The organism is Drouetiella sp. (genome assembly GCF_059504425.1).
In genome coordinates this window covers 34,610-50,880 of record NZ_JCACIN010000040.1, presented here as the reverse complement: position 1 = coordinate 50,880, position 16,271 = coordinate 34,610, and the positions used below count along the sequence as shown (strand labels likewise).

Annotated in this window: 16 protein-coding genes; 11 read left to right on the top strand and 5 right to left on the bottom strand. The window is 50.6% G+C overall.

Going from position 1 to position 16,271, the window contains the following annotated elements; genetic code table 11:
- Window positions 1-51 precede the first annotated feature (51 nt).
- Complete coding sequence (gene fmt / locus AC5JMP_RS08960; RefSeq protein WP_495851108.1) at window positions 52-1,053, top strand: methionyl-tRNA formyltransferase; 1,002 nt, start codon at window positions 52-54, stop codon at window positions 1,051-1,053.
- Window positions 1,054-1,191: 138 nt separating this feature from the next.
- On the top strand, window positions 1,192-3,117 hold the full coding sequence (gene sir / locus AC5JMP_RS08955; protein WP_495851107.1) for a sulfite reductase, ferredoxin dependent: 1,926 nt from the start codon (window positions 1,192-1,194) through the stop codon (window positions 3,115-3,117).
- A gap of 66 nt (window positions 3,118-3,183) precedes the next feature.
- Here the strand turns inward: sir and AC5JMP_RS08950 are convergent, their stop codons facing one another.
- From AC5JMP_RS08950 to AC5JMP_RS08940, 3 genes are all read right to left on the bottom strand, one after another.
- Entirely contained in the window at window positions 3,184-4,347 is a 1,164-nt protein-coding gene (locus AC5JMP_RS08950; protein ID WP_495851106.1) for a hypothetical protein, read from the bottom strand.
- A 62-nt stretch (window positions 4,348-4,409) separates the two neighbouring features.
- Window positions 4,410-4,769 carry a thioredoxin family protein gene (locus tag AC5JMP_RS08945; protein WP_495851105.1) on the bottom strand — a complete coding sequence of 120 codons (360 nt, stop codon included), beginning with the start codon at window positions 4,767-4,769 and terminating at the stop codon, window positions 4,410-4,412.
- A gap of 121 nt (window positions 4,770-4,890) precedes the next feature.
- Complete coding sequence (locus AC5JMP_RS08940) at window positions 4,891-5,604, bottom strand: NnrU family protein (RefSeq protein ID WP_495851104.1); 714 nt, start codon at window positions 5,602-5,604, stop codon at window positions 4,891-4,893.
- 280 nt (window positions 5,605-5,884) lie between these two features.
- On the opposite strand from AC5JMP_RS08940, the gene rpmI reads away from it, so the two are divergent.
- From rpmI to AC5JMP_RS08925, 3 genes are all read left to right on the top strand, one after another.
- Window positions 5,885-6,082 carry a 50S ribosomal protein L35 gene (gene rpmI, locus AC5JMP_RS08935; RefSeq protein ID WP_495851103.1) on the top strand — a complete coding sequence of 66 codons (198 nt, stop codon included), beginning with the start codon at window positions 5,885-5,887 and terminating at the stop codon, window positions 6,080-6,082.
- A 165-nt stretch (window positions 6,083-6,247) separates the two neighbouring features.
- Entirely contained in the window at window positions 6,248-6,601 is a 354-nt protein-coding gene (rplT, locus tag AC5JMP_RS08930; RefSeq protein WP_495851102.1) for a 50S ribosomal protein L20, read from the top strand.
- 46 nt (window positions 6,602-6,647) lie between these two features.
- On the top strand, window positions 6,648-7,478 hold the full coding sequence (locus tag AC5JMP_RS08925) for a transporter substrate-binding domain-containing protein (protein ID WP_495851101.1): 831 nt from the start codon (window positions 6,648-6,650) through the stop codon (window positions 7,476-7,478).
- Between the two features lie 214 nt (window positions 7,479-7,692).
- Here the strand turns inward: AC5JMP_RS08925 and AC5JMP_RS08920 are convergent, their stop codons facing one another.
- Together AC5JMP_RS08920 and AC5JMP_RS08915 are read right to left on the bottom strand one after the other, a co-directional pair.
- Window positions 7,693-9,162: an LCP family protein gene (locus tag AC5JMP_RS08920; protein ID WP_495851100.1), complete on the bottom strand. Its 1,470-nt coding sequence runs from the start codon at window positions 9,160-9,162 to the stop codon at window positions 7,693-7,695.
- Window positions 9,163-9,381: 219 nt separating this feature from the next.
- On the bottom strand, window positions 9,382-9,741 hold the full coding sequence (locus AC5JMP_RS08915; protein WP_495851099.1) for a hypothetical protein: 360 nt from the start codon (window positions 9,739-9,741) through the stop codon (window positions 9,382-9,384).
- A 336-nt stretch (window positions 9,742-10,077) separates the two neighbouring features.
- Between AC5JMP_RS08915 and AC5JMP_RS08910 the strand changes: the two genes are divergently transcribed.
- The 6 genes from AC5JMP_RS08910 (at window position 10,078) to AC5JMP_RS08885 (ending at window position 16,116) form a co-directional block, all read left to right on the top strand.
- Window positions 10,078-11,184, top strand: a complete 1,107-nt coding sequence (locus tag AC5JMP_RS08910; protein ID WP_495851098.1) for an amino acid ABC transporter substrate-binding protein — start codon at window positions 10,078-10,080, stop codon at window positions 11,182-11,184.
- 143 nt (window positions 11,185-11,327) lie between these two features.
- Window positions 11,328-12,500: an amino acid ABC transporter permease gene (locus tag AC5JMP_RS08905; protein WP_495851097.1), complete on the top strand. Its 1,173-nt coding sequence runs from the start codon at window positions 11,328-11,330 to the stop codon at window positions 12,498-12,500.
- A gap of 56 nt (window positions 12,501-12,556) precedes the next feature.
- Complete coding sequence (locus tag AC5JMP_RS08900) at window positions 12,557-13,771, top strand: amino acid ABC transporter permease (protein ID WP_495851096.1); 1,215 nt, start codon at window positions 12,557-12,559, stop codon at window positions 13,769-13,771.
- A 202-nt stretch (window positions 13,772-13,973) separates the two neighbouring features.
- Window positions 13,974-14,753, top strand: a complete 780-nt coding sequence (locus tag AC5JMP_RS08895; protein WP_495851095.1) for an amino acid ABC transporter ATP-binding protein — start codon at window positions 13,974-13,976, stop codon at window positions 14,751-14,753.
- Between the two features lie 85 nt (window positions 14,754-14,838).
- Window positions 14,839-15,249 (top strand): metal-sensing transcriptional repressor, encoded by a 411-nt coding sequence (locus AC5JMP_RS08890; protein WP_495851094.1) that lies wholly within the window; start codon window positions 14,839-14,841, stop codon window positions 15,247-15,249.
- A 201-nt stretch (window positions 15,250-15,450) separates the two neighbouring features.
- Window positions 15,451-16,116, top strand: coding sequence for a carbonic anhydrase (locus AC5JMP_RS08885; RefSeq protein WP_495851093.1), 666 nt, complete (start codon window positions 15,451-15,453; stop codon window positions 16,114-16,116).
- Window positions 16,117-16,271: the final 155 nt, after the last annotated feature.

The window sequence follows — 16,271 nt, the reverse complement described above, 5'->3', positions numbered from 1 at the left end:
TAGCATTGGCGCTTGGTAGCGTTGGCGGATAGAATCTCTGCGAAATTGCAAATGAAAATTGTTTTCTTGGGTACGCCTCAATTCGCGGTTCCTAGCCTGGAGCGGCTGATTCAACATGAGGCGTTTGAGGTAGTGGCTGTAGTGACACAGCCCGACAAGCGGCGTGGGCGCGGTAATGACCTGATTCCCTCTCCGGTAAAGAGCGTCGCTCTCAGCTACCAGCTTCCAGTCTGGCAGCCGCGTCGCATCAAAAAAGACGAGGAGGTGTTAGCCCAACTCCGGACGGCTAAAGCAGATGCCTTTGTGGTGGTCGCCTATGGGCAAATTCTTTCACAAGAAATCTTGGATATGCCGCGCTTAGGCTGCATCAATGCCCATGGTTCCCTATTGCCTAAATACCGAGGAGCCGCGCCGATTCAGTGGAGTCTCTACCATGGCGAACTGGAGACGGGCATTACTACCATGCTGATGGATGCCGGAATGGATACAGGAGCCATGCTGCTGAAATCTGTCACCCCGATCGCTCCCTTAGACCATGCGCTGGATCTGGCAAAAGCTCTGTCTGTTTCTGCCGCAGATTTGCTGGTGGATACGCTGCTGGGTTTGCAAGAGGGCATTCTTCAGCCCGTACCGCAGGATAATGATGAAGCAACCTATGCGCCGCTGATCCAAAAAGCCGACTATCAACTGGATTGGGCAAAACCCGCGATCGCTCTCCACAACCAAATTCGAGGGTTTTATCCCCACTGTGTGACCACACTCCGAGATCAGTTGCTAAAGGTGACGGCTACAGCGCCCGTTGAGCCTGACCCTATTAAGCCTGATCTGCTTGAGCCTGATCTGCTTGAGCCTGATCTCCCTGAACAATCTGAGGCACCTGGAGCGGTAATTGGCTTGCTGAAGGGACAGGGGGCAGTAATTCAGACAGGCGACGGCGCACTACTGCTGAAAGAAGCGCAGCTGGCGGGAAAGCGATCGCAGTCGGGCTGGGATTTTGCCAATGGCGCTCGGCTGCAAGTAGGAGAGATCTTGGGTGGTGCGACATTAAGCTAGCGGCAAACTCAAACTTTTCCTAATATTGCTGCCCATTCTAATAAAAGGGTGTAATGCTAAAATTAGAGGTGTGTTTGGAATTCACCGTAATTCCAATCGGAATACCGTTAATAACAAGATTTGCTTAGCTAATAGAAAATGGTTATTACTCCTGCTGAAGTCCTCAAGGCTGACAAAGTTTCCAAGGTCGAAGGCATCAAAGAACGCAGTCATGCCCTGCGTGAACCTGTCGCGACTGAATTGCTTCAAGACACTACACACTTCAGCGAAGACGGCATCCAAATCCTCAAGTTTCATGGTTCATATCAGCAGGACAACCGCGACAACCGCGTTAAAGGTCAGGAAAAAGATTTTAGCTTCATGCTGCGCACCCGCAATCCGGGGGGCTACATTCCGGCTCAGCTTTACCTGGCGCTAGATAAATTGGCGGATGAGTATGGCAACCATACCCTGAGAGCCACGACTCGCCAAGGATTTCAGCTTCATGGAGTGCCCAAGCAAAACCTGAAAACGGTGATTTCTAGCATCGTTCGTAACCTAGGATCGACTCTGGGAGCCTGCGGTGATGTTAGCCGCAACGTCATGGCTCCAGCGGCTCCCTACAAAAATCGCCCTGAGTACGTGCTGGCGCGTGAGTATGCCGATCGCTTTGCCGATTTGCTCACTCCCCAAACCGATGCCTACTACGAGATTTGGCTAGATGGCGAGAAGGCAATTACTGCCGAGCCGCATCCTGACGTGATTGCTGCCCTGCACCGCAACGGCAACGGCACGATCGTTCACGACACCGCCGAGCCGATTTACGGCGTTCACTATATGCCGCGCAAGTTTAAGGCTTGTGTCACTGTTCCGGGTGACAACTCGGTAGATTTGTTTTCCCAAGATCTGAGCCTAGTGGTGATTACCAACAGCCAGGGCGAGCTGGAAGGATTCAATATCTATGCCGGAGGCGGTCTGGCGCGCACCCACAACAAAGAAGAGACGTTCCCCCGTCTCGCTGACCCGATCGGCTATGTGGACAAGGAAGACGTATACGATGCGGTTAAAGCGATCGTGGCGACTCAGCGAGACTATGGCGATCGCTTTAACCGCCGTCATGCCCGTCTCAAGTACTTGCTGCACGACTGGGGTGTAGACCAGTTCCGCGAAAAGGTGGAGAGCTACTTGGGTAAGCCTATGCATCCCCTCAAGCCCACGCCAGAGTTTGAATATAAAGATTATTTGGGCTGGCATGAACAGGGCGACGGCAAGCTGTTTTTGGGGATCTCGATCGAAAACGGTCGGGTGAAGGACGAGGATGCTTGGCAGCTTAAGACGGCGCTGCGAGAGATTGAAGAGAAGTTTCAGTTGCCCATTCGGCTTACCCCTAGCCAGAGCTTAGTGCTTTACGAGATTGACCCAGCAAACCAGGAAGAGATTCAGGGTATTCTCGATCGCGCTGGCATCAAACGCCCGGAGCAGGTCGATCCCCTAGTGCGGAATGCCATGGCTTGTCCGGCACTGCCTACCTGCGGTTTAGCCGTTACTGAGTCAGAGCGAGTCATGCCCAGCATTCTCGATCGCATTCGGGTTTTGCTAGACAAAGTAGGTCTGCCTCAAGAGAGCTTCATTACCCGGATGACGGGTTGCCCCAATGGCTGTGCCCGTCCTTATCTAGCAGAGCTGGGCTTTGTGGGTCAGTCTCCTGAAGCCTATCAGATTTGGCTAGGGGCTGCCCCTAACCAGACTCGGCTGTCTCAGGCTTATGTTGATAACATGGCGATCGCTGATTTAGAAGTCACGCTGGAGCCGCTGTTTGTCTACTTCAAGAAGCATCGCAAGCAGGGCGAGAGCTTTGGCAACTTCTGCGATCGCGTCGGGTTTGAAACCTTGCGGGAGTTTGCTGCCACCTATGAGTCGGGAAATACTGGACTGAAGGCGCTAATCAGCGGCAAGCCTCGCTATCGGGTGGGCATCCGGGATGGCGTATACGATCGGCTCAAGGCAGCAGCCGTTGAGCAGGGCAAGCCAATGACGGATATTGTTAATGAGGCGGTCGAAGCGTACTTGCAAAGCCTGAAGTAGTTACCAATAAGCAGATGCGTTAAGTTCCCACCTAACGCATCTGTTTGTTCGGTTGCAAACGCAGCATTAGACTAAAGACTTTTCATAGATGCGGTAGGTTTTACAGATTTTGCCTCCTGCAGCTTCCACCACTTTGCGAGAAGGCATATTGTCTTCATACACATACCCCAGCTCCGATCGCTTATAGGGCTTCCCTTTCTTAATACAGCCTTGCATCCCCAGATAGACCAGTGCCAAGGGCACCATTTTGCGACGCAACTCTGGCAGCGCACAAATGACCAGCACTCGCCCTTGGTCAATCTGACGACGGAACCAAAGGAATTTTAGAATGCCCAGCCAGTTTAGCTTGCCACCCACTTGCTTCAGTGGAATGTTGTAGTCGGGCAAGCTCATGAAGAAACCCACCATTTCGCCCTTATATTCGGCGATCGGAAACACATCTGGATCAACCAAAGTTCTCAGGTCTTTTGCCTCTTCCATGAACTCTTCTAGGGTGCGAGGCGTAGCGCTATAGTTGTTGGCAAACAGAGTGTTAAACAGGTGATACATCTTCGTCACATCCTGCTCAAAGGCTTCTCCCTCCAGGTGAATCGGGCGAAACGTCACGCCTGATTTGCAAGCAATCCGGTAGCCTTTCTCAAACTCGCTGGGTAGCCCTGGCCCCAAGGGCAAACCATAGGAGTATGCATCTTTTGCTTTCGTCCAGCCATCCTGCTCAATGAACTGCGGATAGTAGGGTGGGTTGTAGGGCATCATCACCATGGGCGGTGAGTCAAAGCCATCTACCAAAAAGAGGCAATTGTTGTGGGTTGAGAGATCAATTGGCCCTCGCACTGAGGTCATGCCCTGCTGCCGTAGCCACTCACAGGCAGCTTGCCAGAGTGCCTGCGCCACGCCGAAGTCATTGACGCATTCAAAATAGCCAAATATGCCGACATTCTGCCCCTGTCGCTCAACCAGACGATCGTTCACGGCAGCTACAATTCGCCCGATCGCCCGCTCAGTATCAGGTGCGATCGCAATGAACCGCTGCAATCTGCCGTACTGAAAAAACGGACTTTCTGGCGCTAGCTGTTTGGCAATGCTGCTGCGGAGGGGGGGCACCCAGTTTCGATCGCCCGCATACACTACAGCCGGAACGTCCAAGAATCGCTCAGCATCTGCTGGAGTCGTCACGACACGAACCTGAACAGTGGAAGCGTGAGCAGAAGCGCGACGAGATTCAACCATATTTCCCCTTACACCCTGTTTAATCTAGGAGATTACAATCTGGGATATTCAGTTAATACAAGCTAGCTAGACAAGCTGTACTGCTTGATAATCCTTTCTAGCACAGCCTCAAGCTCTGCTGAAGTGGTGCGAAAGTCTTCACGACTGTAGAACTTTTCCATCCGGCATAGGACTTTGCCCTCATCAAACAGCATCACCATGGGTAGCGTATTCAATTTGTAGGTGCTAACTAGCTTCAGGTTTTCATCGGCATTGATGCTGACAAGCTGAAGTTGCCCTTTCCACTTTTCCTGAGTTTCCAGCAAGATCGGGTCAAGCAATCGGCATAGCCCACACCAAGGTGCCCAGAAACTGACCAGAACAGGAATAGAAGATTCTAAAACTTCTTGTTTGAATGTTGCTTGGCAGACCGATAGCGCCATTGATACCTCTTGTTAATTTGCTAGTTTTTTAAAATGAATTAACTGGAACTAAATTTTGGGTCTGAACTTGGTGTCTAAAACTCAGTTTCTAAAGGGATCTTTAAAAAGGCTTGGGATCATGCTACCAGGCTATATTGCCAGCTGCACGAATGAATAGTGGGTGTGCCCACCAAAATAACAGCACAAATGCTGTCACTCCCAAATACGCAGGACGCAGAAACTCTTGCCACTTCAGCGTTTGACGACCTTGCACAACCGCCAAAAATGGAATTACGGAAGTTCGGGATCTCAAGGAATCAAAGGATTCTCCATAGCGGGCAGATAAACGGCGATCGCCATGCCAAACGGCAAACAGGTGATGCAAAATCAGCCCCAATGAGGTTACAAGCGTGAAGCTGGTTCCCACCCAAAGCAAATGGGCAATGCACCAGATCACCTGACCCACCATCTGAGGATGTCTCGTAATCCGAATGATCCCCGTTTCGTAGATGTGAACCTGCGGCTTCTGAATGGCTGCCACCTCTAGTAGATTAAAAGTAGCTGGATAGAGAAAGAGGAACGAAACCGCCGAAAGCAGCCAGACAAAGGACTCAACGCCTCTCACGCCCTGAACATTCCAGAATCGCAGTCCGTCGTAGCGGTGATTGATGAAATAAGCCACCAGAACGATCGCGAAGGGCAGACTCACCCCTGCAAAGAGGACTCGATACAGGCGGGCACCAATTTTCTGCTCTCCCCAAGGTCTTAAAGCTGCCAGACCGCTGTGGGCGATCGCAAACCCTAGCAGTAGCCCAAAAATAACAAAGTGGCTAGGAGTTAGCCAATCATCAGGCATAAATTCGTGTTTCCAGGGAATATCTAGTGTTAAATTCAGACCCTGACTCGGACTGTAAACGATCCGGACTCAAGTGTAAATAGGAATAAACCACTTTGGGATCAACGTTTAGATAGAGACTAGGTTATTTTGTGGGTCATTTCGACTAAATCTGTTGGGGATCGCAATCGCGGTTCACCCATTCCCTGAATTTGTTCCCGAATTGGAGTTGCAGTGTATCTCCTTTAAGGGTTAAAATCTTAGACTGTGCTAAATCAAAAATAGAAACTACCTCAAGCTCATGCCAAAGCTTAAGACTCGCAAAGCAGCCGCTAAGCGGTTTCAGAAAAGTGGTACAGGTAAGCTGATGCGTCGTAAGGCGTTCAAGAATCACCTCTTGCAGCACAAAACTGCAAAGCGCAAGCGCACCCTATCCGGGATGGCTGTCGTGAATGAGCGCGATGCTGAAAACGTACAGCTCATGCTCCCTTACCTCTAAACATTGGAACTCGTCAGTTCAGATTCTTAAGGATTCCTTTCTGGTCTAGCTCCACAGAACACCATATTCAAGGGATCGGGTTTTCTCCGCCACCTGATACCTGAAGAACACGACAAACGCATTCACATAACCCATACGGCATATACGCCATAAGGAAGTCTCACTATGACACGTGTAAAGCGCGGTAATGTTGCTCGAAAACGCCGCAAAAAAATTCTTAAGCTTGCTAAAGGCTTCCGGGGTTCTCACTCCAAGCTCTTCCGCACAGCAAACCAGCAGGTGATGAAAGCCCTGCGAAACTCTTACCGCGATCGCCGCAAACGCAAGCGCGATTTTCGTCGTTTGTGGATTACTCGCATCAACGCTGCGGCTCGTCAGCACGGCATTAGCTACAGCAAGCTGATGGGGGGTCTGAAAAAAGCAGACATCCAGATCAACCGTAAGATGCTGGCGCAGATGGCGGTTCTTGATCCGACTGGCTTTCAGAAAGTGGTCGAGATTGCAGCAAACCCTAGCTGATAGCTTTAGAGGGCAAGTATCTCTAGCAATTTGGAGGCTATCAGAGTTGCGCCGTAAACTACTTCTGAAGCTGTTAACAGCTCTGATTTTGGTAGCTAACGCTGGGATATTTGCCCAGACTGCCTCAGCGGCAGAACTCCAGGAAATAATTGAACGAGGTCATTTGGTCGTGGGGGTGAAAGATAACCTGCGACCTTTGGCTTTTAGAGATGCACAGGGAGAGTTCAAGGGCTTTGAAATTGACCTTGCTCGTTATCTAGCTCAAGAGCTACTGGGGGACTCGGAAGCCTTGGTGTTGAAGCCCTTAGCCAACTCAGAAAGACTGTCTGCGGTGCTGGATGGAGAAGTTGATGTGACGATCGCCCAACTTGCCACCACCATGTCTCGATCGCGCCTTGTTAGCTTCAGCACTCCCTATTATCTAGACGGCACGGCATTTCTGACCCACCCTAGCATTCAAAACTTCAAAGATCTGCAGAATCAGACGATCGCCGTTCTAAATGGCTCAGATACCATAGCAAAGGTGCGATCGCTTTTCCCCAATGCTGTACTGATGGGCGTTGTGTCTTACCAGGCAGCAAAAGATGCTTTAGATTCTGGTCAGGCGACTGTCTTTGCTGCCGATGCTAGCGTTTTAACGGGCTGGGTACAGGAAGACCCGCGCTATGCTCTCCTGCCTAATCTAATTAGCGCTGAGCCGCTGGCAGTGGCGCTGCCTAGAGGCGTGCAGTATGACGAGCTGCGTCGAGGGATCAATCGGGCGATCGATCGCTGGCAAACTGAAGGAGCTTTGCGACAGCAGGTGATCAATTGGGGCTTGCCTGATGCAGGTGTACCTCGCCCTGCTAATTCACCAAATTTTCTGAACGGTAGTTGATAGCTGTAATCAACAACAGGTTGTGAGCCACAAAACCCTAAAAGCTGGATTTCAAAGGCGCTCTGCGCCTCTGAAATCCAGCTTTTGGAAAAACCTAGGATGACTTTGTGATCTAACGCGATGTGCAACTTGGGCTGAAAATCTTGTAGGACGGGTATCTTGCCTGCCCCACGCAGATCAAGAACCTTAGGAAAAGAGTCGCACATCGCGTAATCTACTGAACATTCATTGGTAGAGGTGAAGGACTAGGCAAGGCATTTGCAGGAGAAGCGGATTCTGTGGCTTCAGGATTTTCCACTGCAGGAGCTGAGGTTTCAGAACCCAAAACAGGCAGCGCATCTTGCCCCAAGCGAATTGTGATATCTGACTCTAAGTTGCCTGTACTTTCGGTAAGAACTTCTCCAAACCCTAAAACTTTGTGAATGGCTTCACCTGCCGATGCATTGCCCTGTTGCACAATAATTCGAGTTTTGGCTAACGGTTGACTCCAGGGATTATCCACAAATGTGTTGCTGTAACCGTCCTCTCCTAGGGATTTCAGCGTTGCTTGCGCTAGCTCAGTCTGTCCAGTGCTATCTTGCAAGGCGATTCTGACCAGAGGTGCGGACAAGCTATCGCCAGCATAATCTGGTGCAGGAATGTCGAAATAGTGGCTCACCAGAGCAGTAATCTTGTCCTCACTAGGCAACCAGTAACTTGTTTCAGACTGGTCGCTGGAGCTAAAGTCTCCAGGCACCATGAGCATTTGAACTTTAGCGCGATCGGTTTTGGCAGCAAATCCCGTTAGAGCAATTAGTTCCTCGATGCTGAGATTTGTATCAATATTGGACTGGATGACGGCAAGAATTTGAGGCAGCTTAGCAACCGTTGCAGGTTTTAGCGTTTGTTCCATCAGCGATCGCATCAACATTTGCTGGCGCTGAATTCTGCCAATGTCGCCATACTGATCATGGCGAAACCGTAAGAGCTGAAGCGCCTGGTCGCCATTAAGATGCTGTTCACCTTTCTTCAAATTGATGTAGAGATGCTGGGTATCATCCTGGTAGCGCATATCTTGCGGCACATAGGTCGTTACGCCCCCCAGAGCATCTACCAGTTTGCCGACGCCTAACACGTTGATGCGAACATAGCGATCGATGCCAACTCCCCCTAATAGATCACTGACTGCTTTAGCGGCTGAGGCAGGTCCCCCTACTGCGTTGGCTTCGTTGATTTTGGTTAGCCTTCCTGCGACCAAAGTGCGCGTATCTCGCGGGATGGACAGGGCGATTAGCTTCTGATTAGCGGGGTCAAACCGCAGCAGCAGCAGCGTGTCCGACAACCCCTCCAGAGAGTTAATCGTGGGTTCATAGCCGAGGTTCTTGGAGCTACTGGGTGGATTGGCAACATCTGAGGACAGCACCTTTGTGCCCAAAATCAAAATATTGACTGGCCGAGTCAGAACAGGCAGTTGCAAATCGCCGCTAGAAATTTCTCCCTGGTTGAAGACTTTGGCTTCCTCTGATGTCAAATGCCGCTGCGCTAATGGCTGACTAGACATAGATACTGCCAGTAGCGCCCCGGCTGTAGCCGATATTGCGGCAACTCCTACTATTCCTAGCGTTAGCCATAGCCAGCGACGGTGCTGTACCTGCTCTGGCGGTGGTGTAGGAGAAGGAGAAGAATTAAAGACGTTCAGGGTCACGGACTTCCTCGCACGCTAGGGGTAGGGAGAGCATAAGAGCAAACGAGATTCAAGTCTAGTCTGGAATTGGCAAATTAGAACTTGAAACTCACAAACTTAAACTTCCCTACATGGCTGTCGCCAGTTTACTTAGAACATTTAGGGTGGGGCGCGAAGCGCCCCACCCTAAATGTTCCCGTCCTAACCGCCTTGGCGGTTGCTATGTTTGCAGGAAAGATTTCAAGGAAGGCGATCGCCCCATTGACTCAATCCCGGTAGGCGCAAAGCCTTGTGCTGCCAGAGCCGTACCATCAGCACAATATTGACCACGAAGTAGCCAGAGGTCAGCAGGCTTGCCATAATCAAGAGCTGAAGGCTGATGCCGTCGAAAGCTGTGGCTCCGGCTCCTAGCAGCAGATAGCCTAGCAGCCAGCCTCCTGCCAGGGTCACAGTCAAGCGACTGGCATTGAGCAGCTCCCGATCGCCTTTGCCACGATAGAGTGTCCAGAGAGCCGGAAAAAATCCCACGACCGGAACCAAATAGATAAACATCTGGAGGCGTTTCAGATTTTCTTCTTTGAGGCGATCGGGATTGTTCATAGATTTCTATAAGAGATGTGAATTTGGATACAAAATCAGTCTCCATAGCAAGGAATGCTTAGAGACTAATCAGTTGAGTATCGCTAGCTATCTAGCAGGAGTTCAGACCAGGAGTGAAAATATGCGATCGGGCAACCGCCATAAGTTGCATTTTTCAACGCAAGCTATCGCTATTGGCTAGAGAGACAGTAGGATATCAGCTAAGTTAGCACTTGAACTGTGGGGAAATTCTCTCACCAGGTGCTGGTCAGATTCTAGAGATAGTCAATTTCTGTAGATAATCTTCTGTAGTTAATAAGTTTTCTTTTCCAGTTGTAAGGAGCTAAGTACAAGAACATGCGTAAGTGGAATTCTACACTGCTAGCTGTTTCGCTTTCAGTGGCAGCTTTAACAGCCTGTGCTGCGCCAACGACAACAACGACTGCCTCTCCTGCCGGGTCCGCCTCTCCTGCTGCCGGGTCTGCCTCTCCTGCCGTTACCGGGTCGCCTGGTCGCCTGGGCACCATCTTGTCGCGGGGCTCACTGATTTGTGGCGTCGAAGGTACCATCCCAGGATTTAGTTTCGTGGATTCCAGCGGTAAATACACCGGACTGGATGTGGATGTGTGCAGAGCAATTGCTGCCGCTTTATTTGGCGATCCTGAGAAAGTTGAGTTTCGCAACCTAGACTCGACTGCTCGCTTTCCGGCAGTAGCGAGCGGCGAAGTAGATTTGCTGTCTCGTAACACCACCTGGACAGCCAGCCGCGATGCTGCGGGGGGCAATGGTTTAGAGTTTGCTCCCACCACTTTTTTTGATGGTCAAGGGGTGATGACTTCTAAAGCTAGCGGCATTACTGACTTTAGAGGGCTAGATGGCAAAGCCGTCTGTGTTGAGACAGGTACTACAACTGAACTCAATCTGGCAACCCGCGCCACAGAGGCAGGAATTAAGATCAACGAAGTCAAATTCCAGGACTCCAACGCTGGCTTCGCGGCATACCAGGAAGGACGCTGTGAGGCGATTACTTCCGATCGCTCTCAGCTGGCAGCTAAGCGGACTGCCCTGCCTAATCCAGATGACAACATTCTGCTAGAGGATGTGTTGTCGAAGGAGCCTCTAGGTCCTGTCACCGTCAATAACGACTCTCAGTGGTTTGACGTGGTGCGCTGGGTGACCTATGGACTCATTCAAGCCGAGGAGTTTGGCATTACCCAAGCCAATGTCGAGCAGAAGATCCAAGATAAAAGCCCAGATATCAAGCGCTTCCTGGGAACAGATGGCGACTTGGGCAAGCAGCTTGGTCTGGCACCTGACTTTATGGTCAATGCCATCAAGGCAGGGGGCAACTACGGCGAGATCTATGAGCGCAACATCGGTGCGGGTTCTCAGCTGAAGATCGATCGCGGTTTGAACAAGCTCTGGACAGATGGAGGGTTAATGTACTCTCCGCCTTTCCGTTAAAGGGTTAAGAGCCTTCTACAGCGTCCAGACGCTGTAGAAGGCTCTCCTTAGCAATATTTCTTAAAGTCTTTATTTTTAAGAAAGTCCCTATATTTTAAAAATCAGCAAGAATCAGCGTTCTTCACTTTGCAAAGCCACGCAGTATGACCTTATCTAACGACGGCAGTGAGAAGATTCCTTTTTGGCGAGATGATCGCTATGTACGGATTGCTGTACAGGCGATCGTAGTGCTGATTCTAATGGCTATCTTCAGCTTTTTTAGCGGCAATATGTTCCGCAATCTAGAGCAGCAGGGGCGGCAGTTTAATTTTTCCTTCTTGCAGCAAGGGGCAGGCTTCAATATTGGGGAAACCGTCATTCCCTACGAGACTAACTCTCCCTACTATTGGGCTTTTGTCGTTAGTTTGGTCAACACTCTGCGGCTCATCCTGGTTGGTTTCATTGCCACGACGATCATTGGAGTCGTAGCTGGAATCGCCAGTTTCTCTGACAACTGGCTGCTGCGAAAGTTGAACCTTGCCTATGTGGAAATTGTTCGCAACACGCCGCTGCTACTTCAGCTCTATGTTTGGTACTTTGCGGTTTTCTTCGGCTTCTCGGACAAGGGCACTGTGGCAGAGCTGCCGGGTTCTATTTTGGTCAGTAAAAAGGGGATTGTGATTCCTTGGTCGAACGGTTCGCCGATCGCCTGGATTTCTGCGGCAGCGCTATTGATTGGGGCGATCGCCGCTTTTTTCATCTGGCGACGGCGGATCAAAATCATGGAGGAGCAGGGCGCATCCGGACAGCGTGAGTTTGTTGCTCTGTTGAGTTTGGGCATTGTGGGGCTGCTGCTTTTCCTATTTGGCTTGGGCTGGCAGTTTCCTAGAATTGCGGCTTCTGGCAATGTTGAAGGCGGTCTGCGCATGTCTTTGGAATATGGATCGATGCTGGCAGGTTTGGCTTTCTACACGGGAGCATTCATTGCAGAGATTGTCCGAGCAGGCATTCAGTCAGTGTCTAAGGGGCAATGGGAGGCGGCTAAGGCTTTAGGGCTACAGCCTGCTTCCTCCATGCGGCTGGTGGTGTTTCCTCAGGCAATGCGGGTGATTATTCCCTCCCTCAGCAGCCAGTATATGAACTTGGCGAAAAACTCTAGCTTGGCGCTGGCGATCGGCTATCCCGATATTTTTGCTACCTCCCAGACCAGCCTTAATCAGACGGGTCGAGCAGTTGAGGTGATTCTGCTAATCATGGCAATTTATCTGACCATCAGTTTGATTATTTCCGTGATCATGAACTTGCTGAATAAAACCGTGCAGTTCACAGAGCGATAGATGATCAGTTTCTAGCCTTTGTTACCTCCATACCTCAGCAATTTCACTCCCTTCCCATGACTACTGCTCCTCCGTCTCTCTCCTCCACGCGTCCTCCTGCTGCTCAGGTGGGCGCGATCGCCTGGCTTCGCAAAAACCTGTTTAGCAATTGGTTTAGCGCACTGCTCACGGTTGTCCTAGGGCTGCTGTTAGTCAGAACCTCCCTGGGATTTCTGACTTGGGCAACCACAACGGCTCAATGGGCGGTTATTCCAGCCAACCTGCCGCTGTTTTTTGTTGGACGCTATCCGGTTGCTCAGTATTGGCGCATTTGGGCAATCGTCGGCATCTTAGCAACGCTCTCAGGGCTATCTTGGGGCATTCTGTCGCGCAATTTGGCTAAGCTGTTTGACCGCAATATTTTGATCGGGTTTGGGGTGGCTGCTGCGATCGCTGTTCTGATTCCTGCGCCGATTCCTTACCGGATCTTGCTTTTGGCTCTTTTGGGGCTAGTATTGGCGAGTGCTTGGATAGGTCGATTGGTCGGTCAGCGCATGCCACAGCTGGGGCAATGGCTGTCTCTAGGCTGGGGATTATCTCTTTTGGTGGTGTGGTGGCTGATTGCGGGTGGTATTGGTCTGCCGGGGGTGCGAACCAATGACTGGGGCGGCTTGATGCTAACGATGTTTATGTCGGTGACCAGCATTCTGCTTTGCTTCCCTCTGGGAATTTTGCTGGCATTGGGCAGGCAGAGCAAGCTGCCTGTCTTGCGGTGGATTGCGATCGCTTTTATTGAGGTAATTCGCGGCGTTCCTTTAATCACGCTGCTGTTTGTGGGAGCCTACATGGTGCCACTGTTTTTGCCAGGAGGTATTCGACTCAATCAGCTGCTTTTGGCGATTATCAGCTTGACGCTCTTTAGCGCGGCCTATCTGGCAGAAAATGTCCGGGGGGGGCTGCAATCAGTGCCTCGTGGACAGGCAGAGGCAGCAAATGCTCTGGGCTTAAACTCTGTCCTGGCGACTATTCTGATTGTCCTGCCCCAAGCGCTAAAAGTTTCGATTCCCACAATTGTCGGTCAGTTTATCAGTCTGGTGCAGGATACGACCCTCGTAGGGCTTTTGGGTGCATTTGAGATGCTGGGCATTAGCCGCTCGATTTTGGCTAACCCATCGTTTATTGGGCGCTATGCTGAGGTATATCTGTTTATTGGAGCGATCTACTGGGTGCTGTGTTATGCCATGTCGCTGGGTAGCCGTCGCTTAGAGAAGCAGCTTAATACGACGCATTAATGTCTTGCGAAATGCCTTATCTTGCGAAATGCCTTATCTTGCGAAATGTATTGCAAAGGCGATCGCCCCTTTCGTGTTGCCACCTTCATATCGCCAATTCCTATACCGTATAAGTTAGGCGCAACCAGTAAGCTACTGAAAAGCGCAACTCAATCTTCTAGACTTTTGCAAGCTTGAATATTTGACTGATTCAGGAGACTCCATGACCCAACCTCAAACTGAACTAATGACTAGCTCCACAGGCACAGAGACCATGATCGTTGCTGAGAATGTTGAGAAGTGGTACGACAACAACTTTCACGTTCTGCGGGGAGTAAGCATGACCGTTGCCAAGGGCGAGGTCGTGGTCGTCATGGGGCCTTCTGGCTCTGGAAAATCGACGTTTATCCGTACCTTTAATGCCCTGGAAAGCTACCAGAAGGGAAGCATTACGGTCGATGGCATCAAAATTTCCCATGATCTGAAAAACATTGATACCATTCGCCGAGAAGTGGGCATGGTGTTTCAACAGTTCAACCTGTTTCCCCATCTCACGGTGCTGCAAAACGTGACCCTATCCCCCATTTGGGTGCGGCGATGGCCCAAGGCAAAGGCTGAAGAGGTTGCCATGCAGCTTCTAGAACGGGTCGGCATTCTTAGTCAGGCGCAGAAATTTCCGGGTCAATTGTCGGGGGGGCAGCAGCAGCGGGTGGCGATCGCCCGTGCCTTGGCGATGCAGCCCAAAATTATGCTGTTCGATGAACCGACTTCAGCACTTGATCCTGAGATGGTGCGAGAAGTGCTAGATGTGATGCGGACTCTGGCAGATTCTGGCATGACGATGGTTTGTGTCACCCATGAGGTCGGGTTTGCTCGTGAAGTTGCCGATCGCGTGGTGCTCATGGCAGATGGATTGCTGGTGGAAGAAGGCACCCCAGATGAATTTTTTGGCAATCCTAAAGAGGATCGGACGAAGAAGTTCTTGTCGCAGATTCTTCATTGAGAAGCAGAGGCTAGAATTGAGGGCATAGCAACCGTCCAGGATGTTGTCTGTTGCTGATTTTTTACGCCCTGGCACCTAATCTTGAATGGCAACTTCTGAATTGTCCGCACAGCCGTTGGATCCGCTTCGTGAAGATAAGCCTGGGGATCGCAGTCATAGGGATCATGGGCAAGGGGATCAGGATCATGAGGAGCATAGCCATGAGGGCGAGGCGATCCATGTCCATGTCCACAGCGATGAGTCGCTGCGACGGATTGTCAATCGCCTATCGCGGATCGAGGGGCATATCCGTGGCATTAAGACTATGGTGCAGGAAAGCCGTCCTTGCCCTGATGTGCTGGTACAAATTGCGGCAGTCAGAGGAGCGATCGATCGTGTCTCTCGCGTCATTCTGGATGAGCATCTGACTGAATGCGTGGCACGAGCCGCAAAAGAAGGCAATATTGAGGCAGAAATTGAGGAACTGAAGACAGCACTCGATCGGTTTTTGCCTTAAAAACTCAGCATGTTTTGCAGGATCAGGGGAAAAAGCGATCGGGGTGGTGTATCTAGGCAGAAGAATGGGAATGCTTGGCAATATTTGCCTAACCTCTATGAATTTGATTGTCTATGCTGTGAAGCAAGCCTTGTAGCTGCTGGCTTTCGTATAGCCATCATTCAGAATCTCATGACCTACTCACGTCTTAGGTAATCTCTTATGCCGTTGACTCGCATTATTCAAGGCGTGAATCAATTTCATGAAAATTATTTTGCGGCTCATCAAGAACTGTTTGAACAACTCTCGCAAAGTCAATCTCCAGACGTTTTATTTATTACCTGTTCAGATTCTAGAATTGACCCGTTCTTGATTACGCAATCTCCGCCTGGTCGCCTATTCGTGATTCGTAATGTGGGCAATATTGTCTCAACCTATGGGTCTTCCAGCATTACAGAAGCCGCTGCTATTGAATATGCAGTTCAGGCACTAGGAGTCAAAGAAATCATCGTTTGTGGACATTCCCATTGTGGCGCAATGCGCGGACTGCTCCAGGTCGGCAGTCTTGTGGAAACAATGCCCATGGTGTACACCTGGCTGCGGACACATGCTGAAGCCACTCGCCGCCTGCTTATCGACAACTATCCCAATGAGACCCCAGAGCGTCTATTGAAGATCGCGATCGAACAAAACATCTTGTCGCAGATTGAAAACCTAGAAACTCATCCCGTCGTACGTTCTCGTCTCCATGCAGGTACGCTTAATCTCCATGCCTGGATGTATGAGATTGAAACGGGCAGTGTCTATGCCTTTGACGCAGCCCATCACAAGTTTTCACTTCTAGAGCAGCGATCGTTCCCGGTTCCCGACCCACTTATTCTAAGATAGGCAGAAGATAATACGCTCGTATGCGCTCATACACTTACCGAGAGATTAACGGCACTTCTAAATCTGGCTATAGCAATCGCCAAGGCGATTAGGACGGGGACATTTATGGTGAGGCGCGAAGTGCCTCACCATAAATGTCCTAAGGATCGTGGGTT

Bases quoted from the DNA above. Each gene is read 5' to 3' on its own strand.
- fmt (WP_495851108.1), top strand. From the start codon at position 52: ATGAAAATTGTTTTCTTGGGTACGCCTCAATTCGCGGTTCCTAGCCTG.
- sir (WP_495851107.1), top strand. From the start codon at position 1,192: ATGGTTATTACTCCTGCTGAAGTCCTCAAGGCTGACAAAGTTTCCAAG.
- AC5JMP_RS08950 (WP_495851106.1), bottom strand. From the start codon at position 4,347: ATGGTTGAATCTCGTCGCGCTTCTGCTCACGCTTCCACTGTTCAGGTT.
- AC5JMP_RS08945 (WP_495851105.1), bottom strand. From the start codon at position 4,769: ATGGCGCTATCGGTCTGCCAAGCAACATTCAAACAAGAAGTTTTAGAA.
- AC5JMP_RS08940 (WP_495851104.1), bottom strand. From the start codon at position 5,604: ATGCCTGATGATTGGCTAACTCCTAGCCACTTTGTTATTTTTGGGCTA.
- rpmI (WP_495851103.1), top strand. From the start codon at position 5,885: ATGCCAAAGCTTAAGACTCGCAAAGCAGCCGCTAAGCGGTTTCAGAAA.
- rplT (WP_495851102.1), top strand. From the start codon at position 6,248: ATGACACGTGTAAAGCGCGGTAATGTTGCTCGAAAACGCCGCAAAAAA.
- AC5JMP_RS08915 (WP_495851099.1), bottom strand. From the start codon at position 9,741: ATGAACAATCCCGATCGCCTCAAAGAAGAAAATCTGAAACGCCTCCAG.
- AC5JMP_RS08910 (WP_495851098.1), top strand. From the start codon at position 10,078: ATGCGTAAGTGGAATTCTACACTGCTAGCTGTTTCGCTTTCAGTGGCA.
- AC5JMP_RS08905 (WP_495851097.1), top strand. From the start codon at position 11,328: ATGACCTTATCTAACGACGGCAGTGAGAAGATTCCTTTTTGGCGAGAT.
- AC5JMP_RS08900 (WP_495851096.1), top strand. From the start codon at position 12,557: ATGACTACTGCTCCTCCGTCTCTCTCCTCCACGCGTCCTCCTGCTGCT.
- AC5JMP_RS08895 (WP_495851095.1), top strand. From the start codon at position 13,974: ATGACCCAACCTCAAACTGAACTAATGACTAGCTCCACAGGCACAGAG.
- AC5JMP_RS08890 (WP_495851094.1), top strand. From the start codon at position 14,839: ATGGCAACTTCTGAATTGTCCGCACAGCCGTTGGATCCGCTTCGTGAA.
- AC5JMP_RS08885 (WP_495851093.1), top strand. From the start codon at position 15,451: ATGCCGTTGACTCGCATTATTCAAGGCGTGAATCAATTTCATGAAAAT.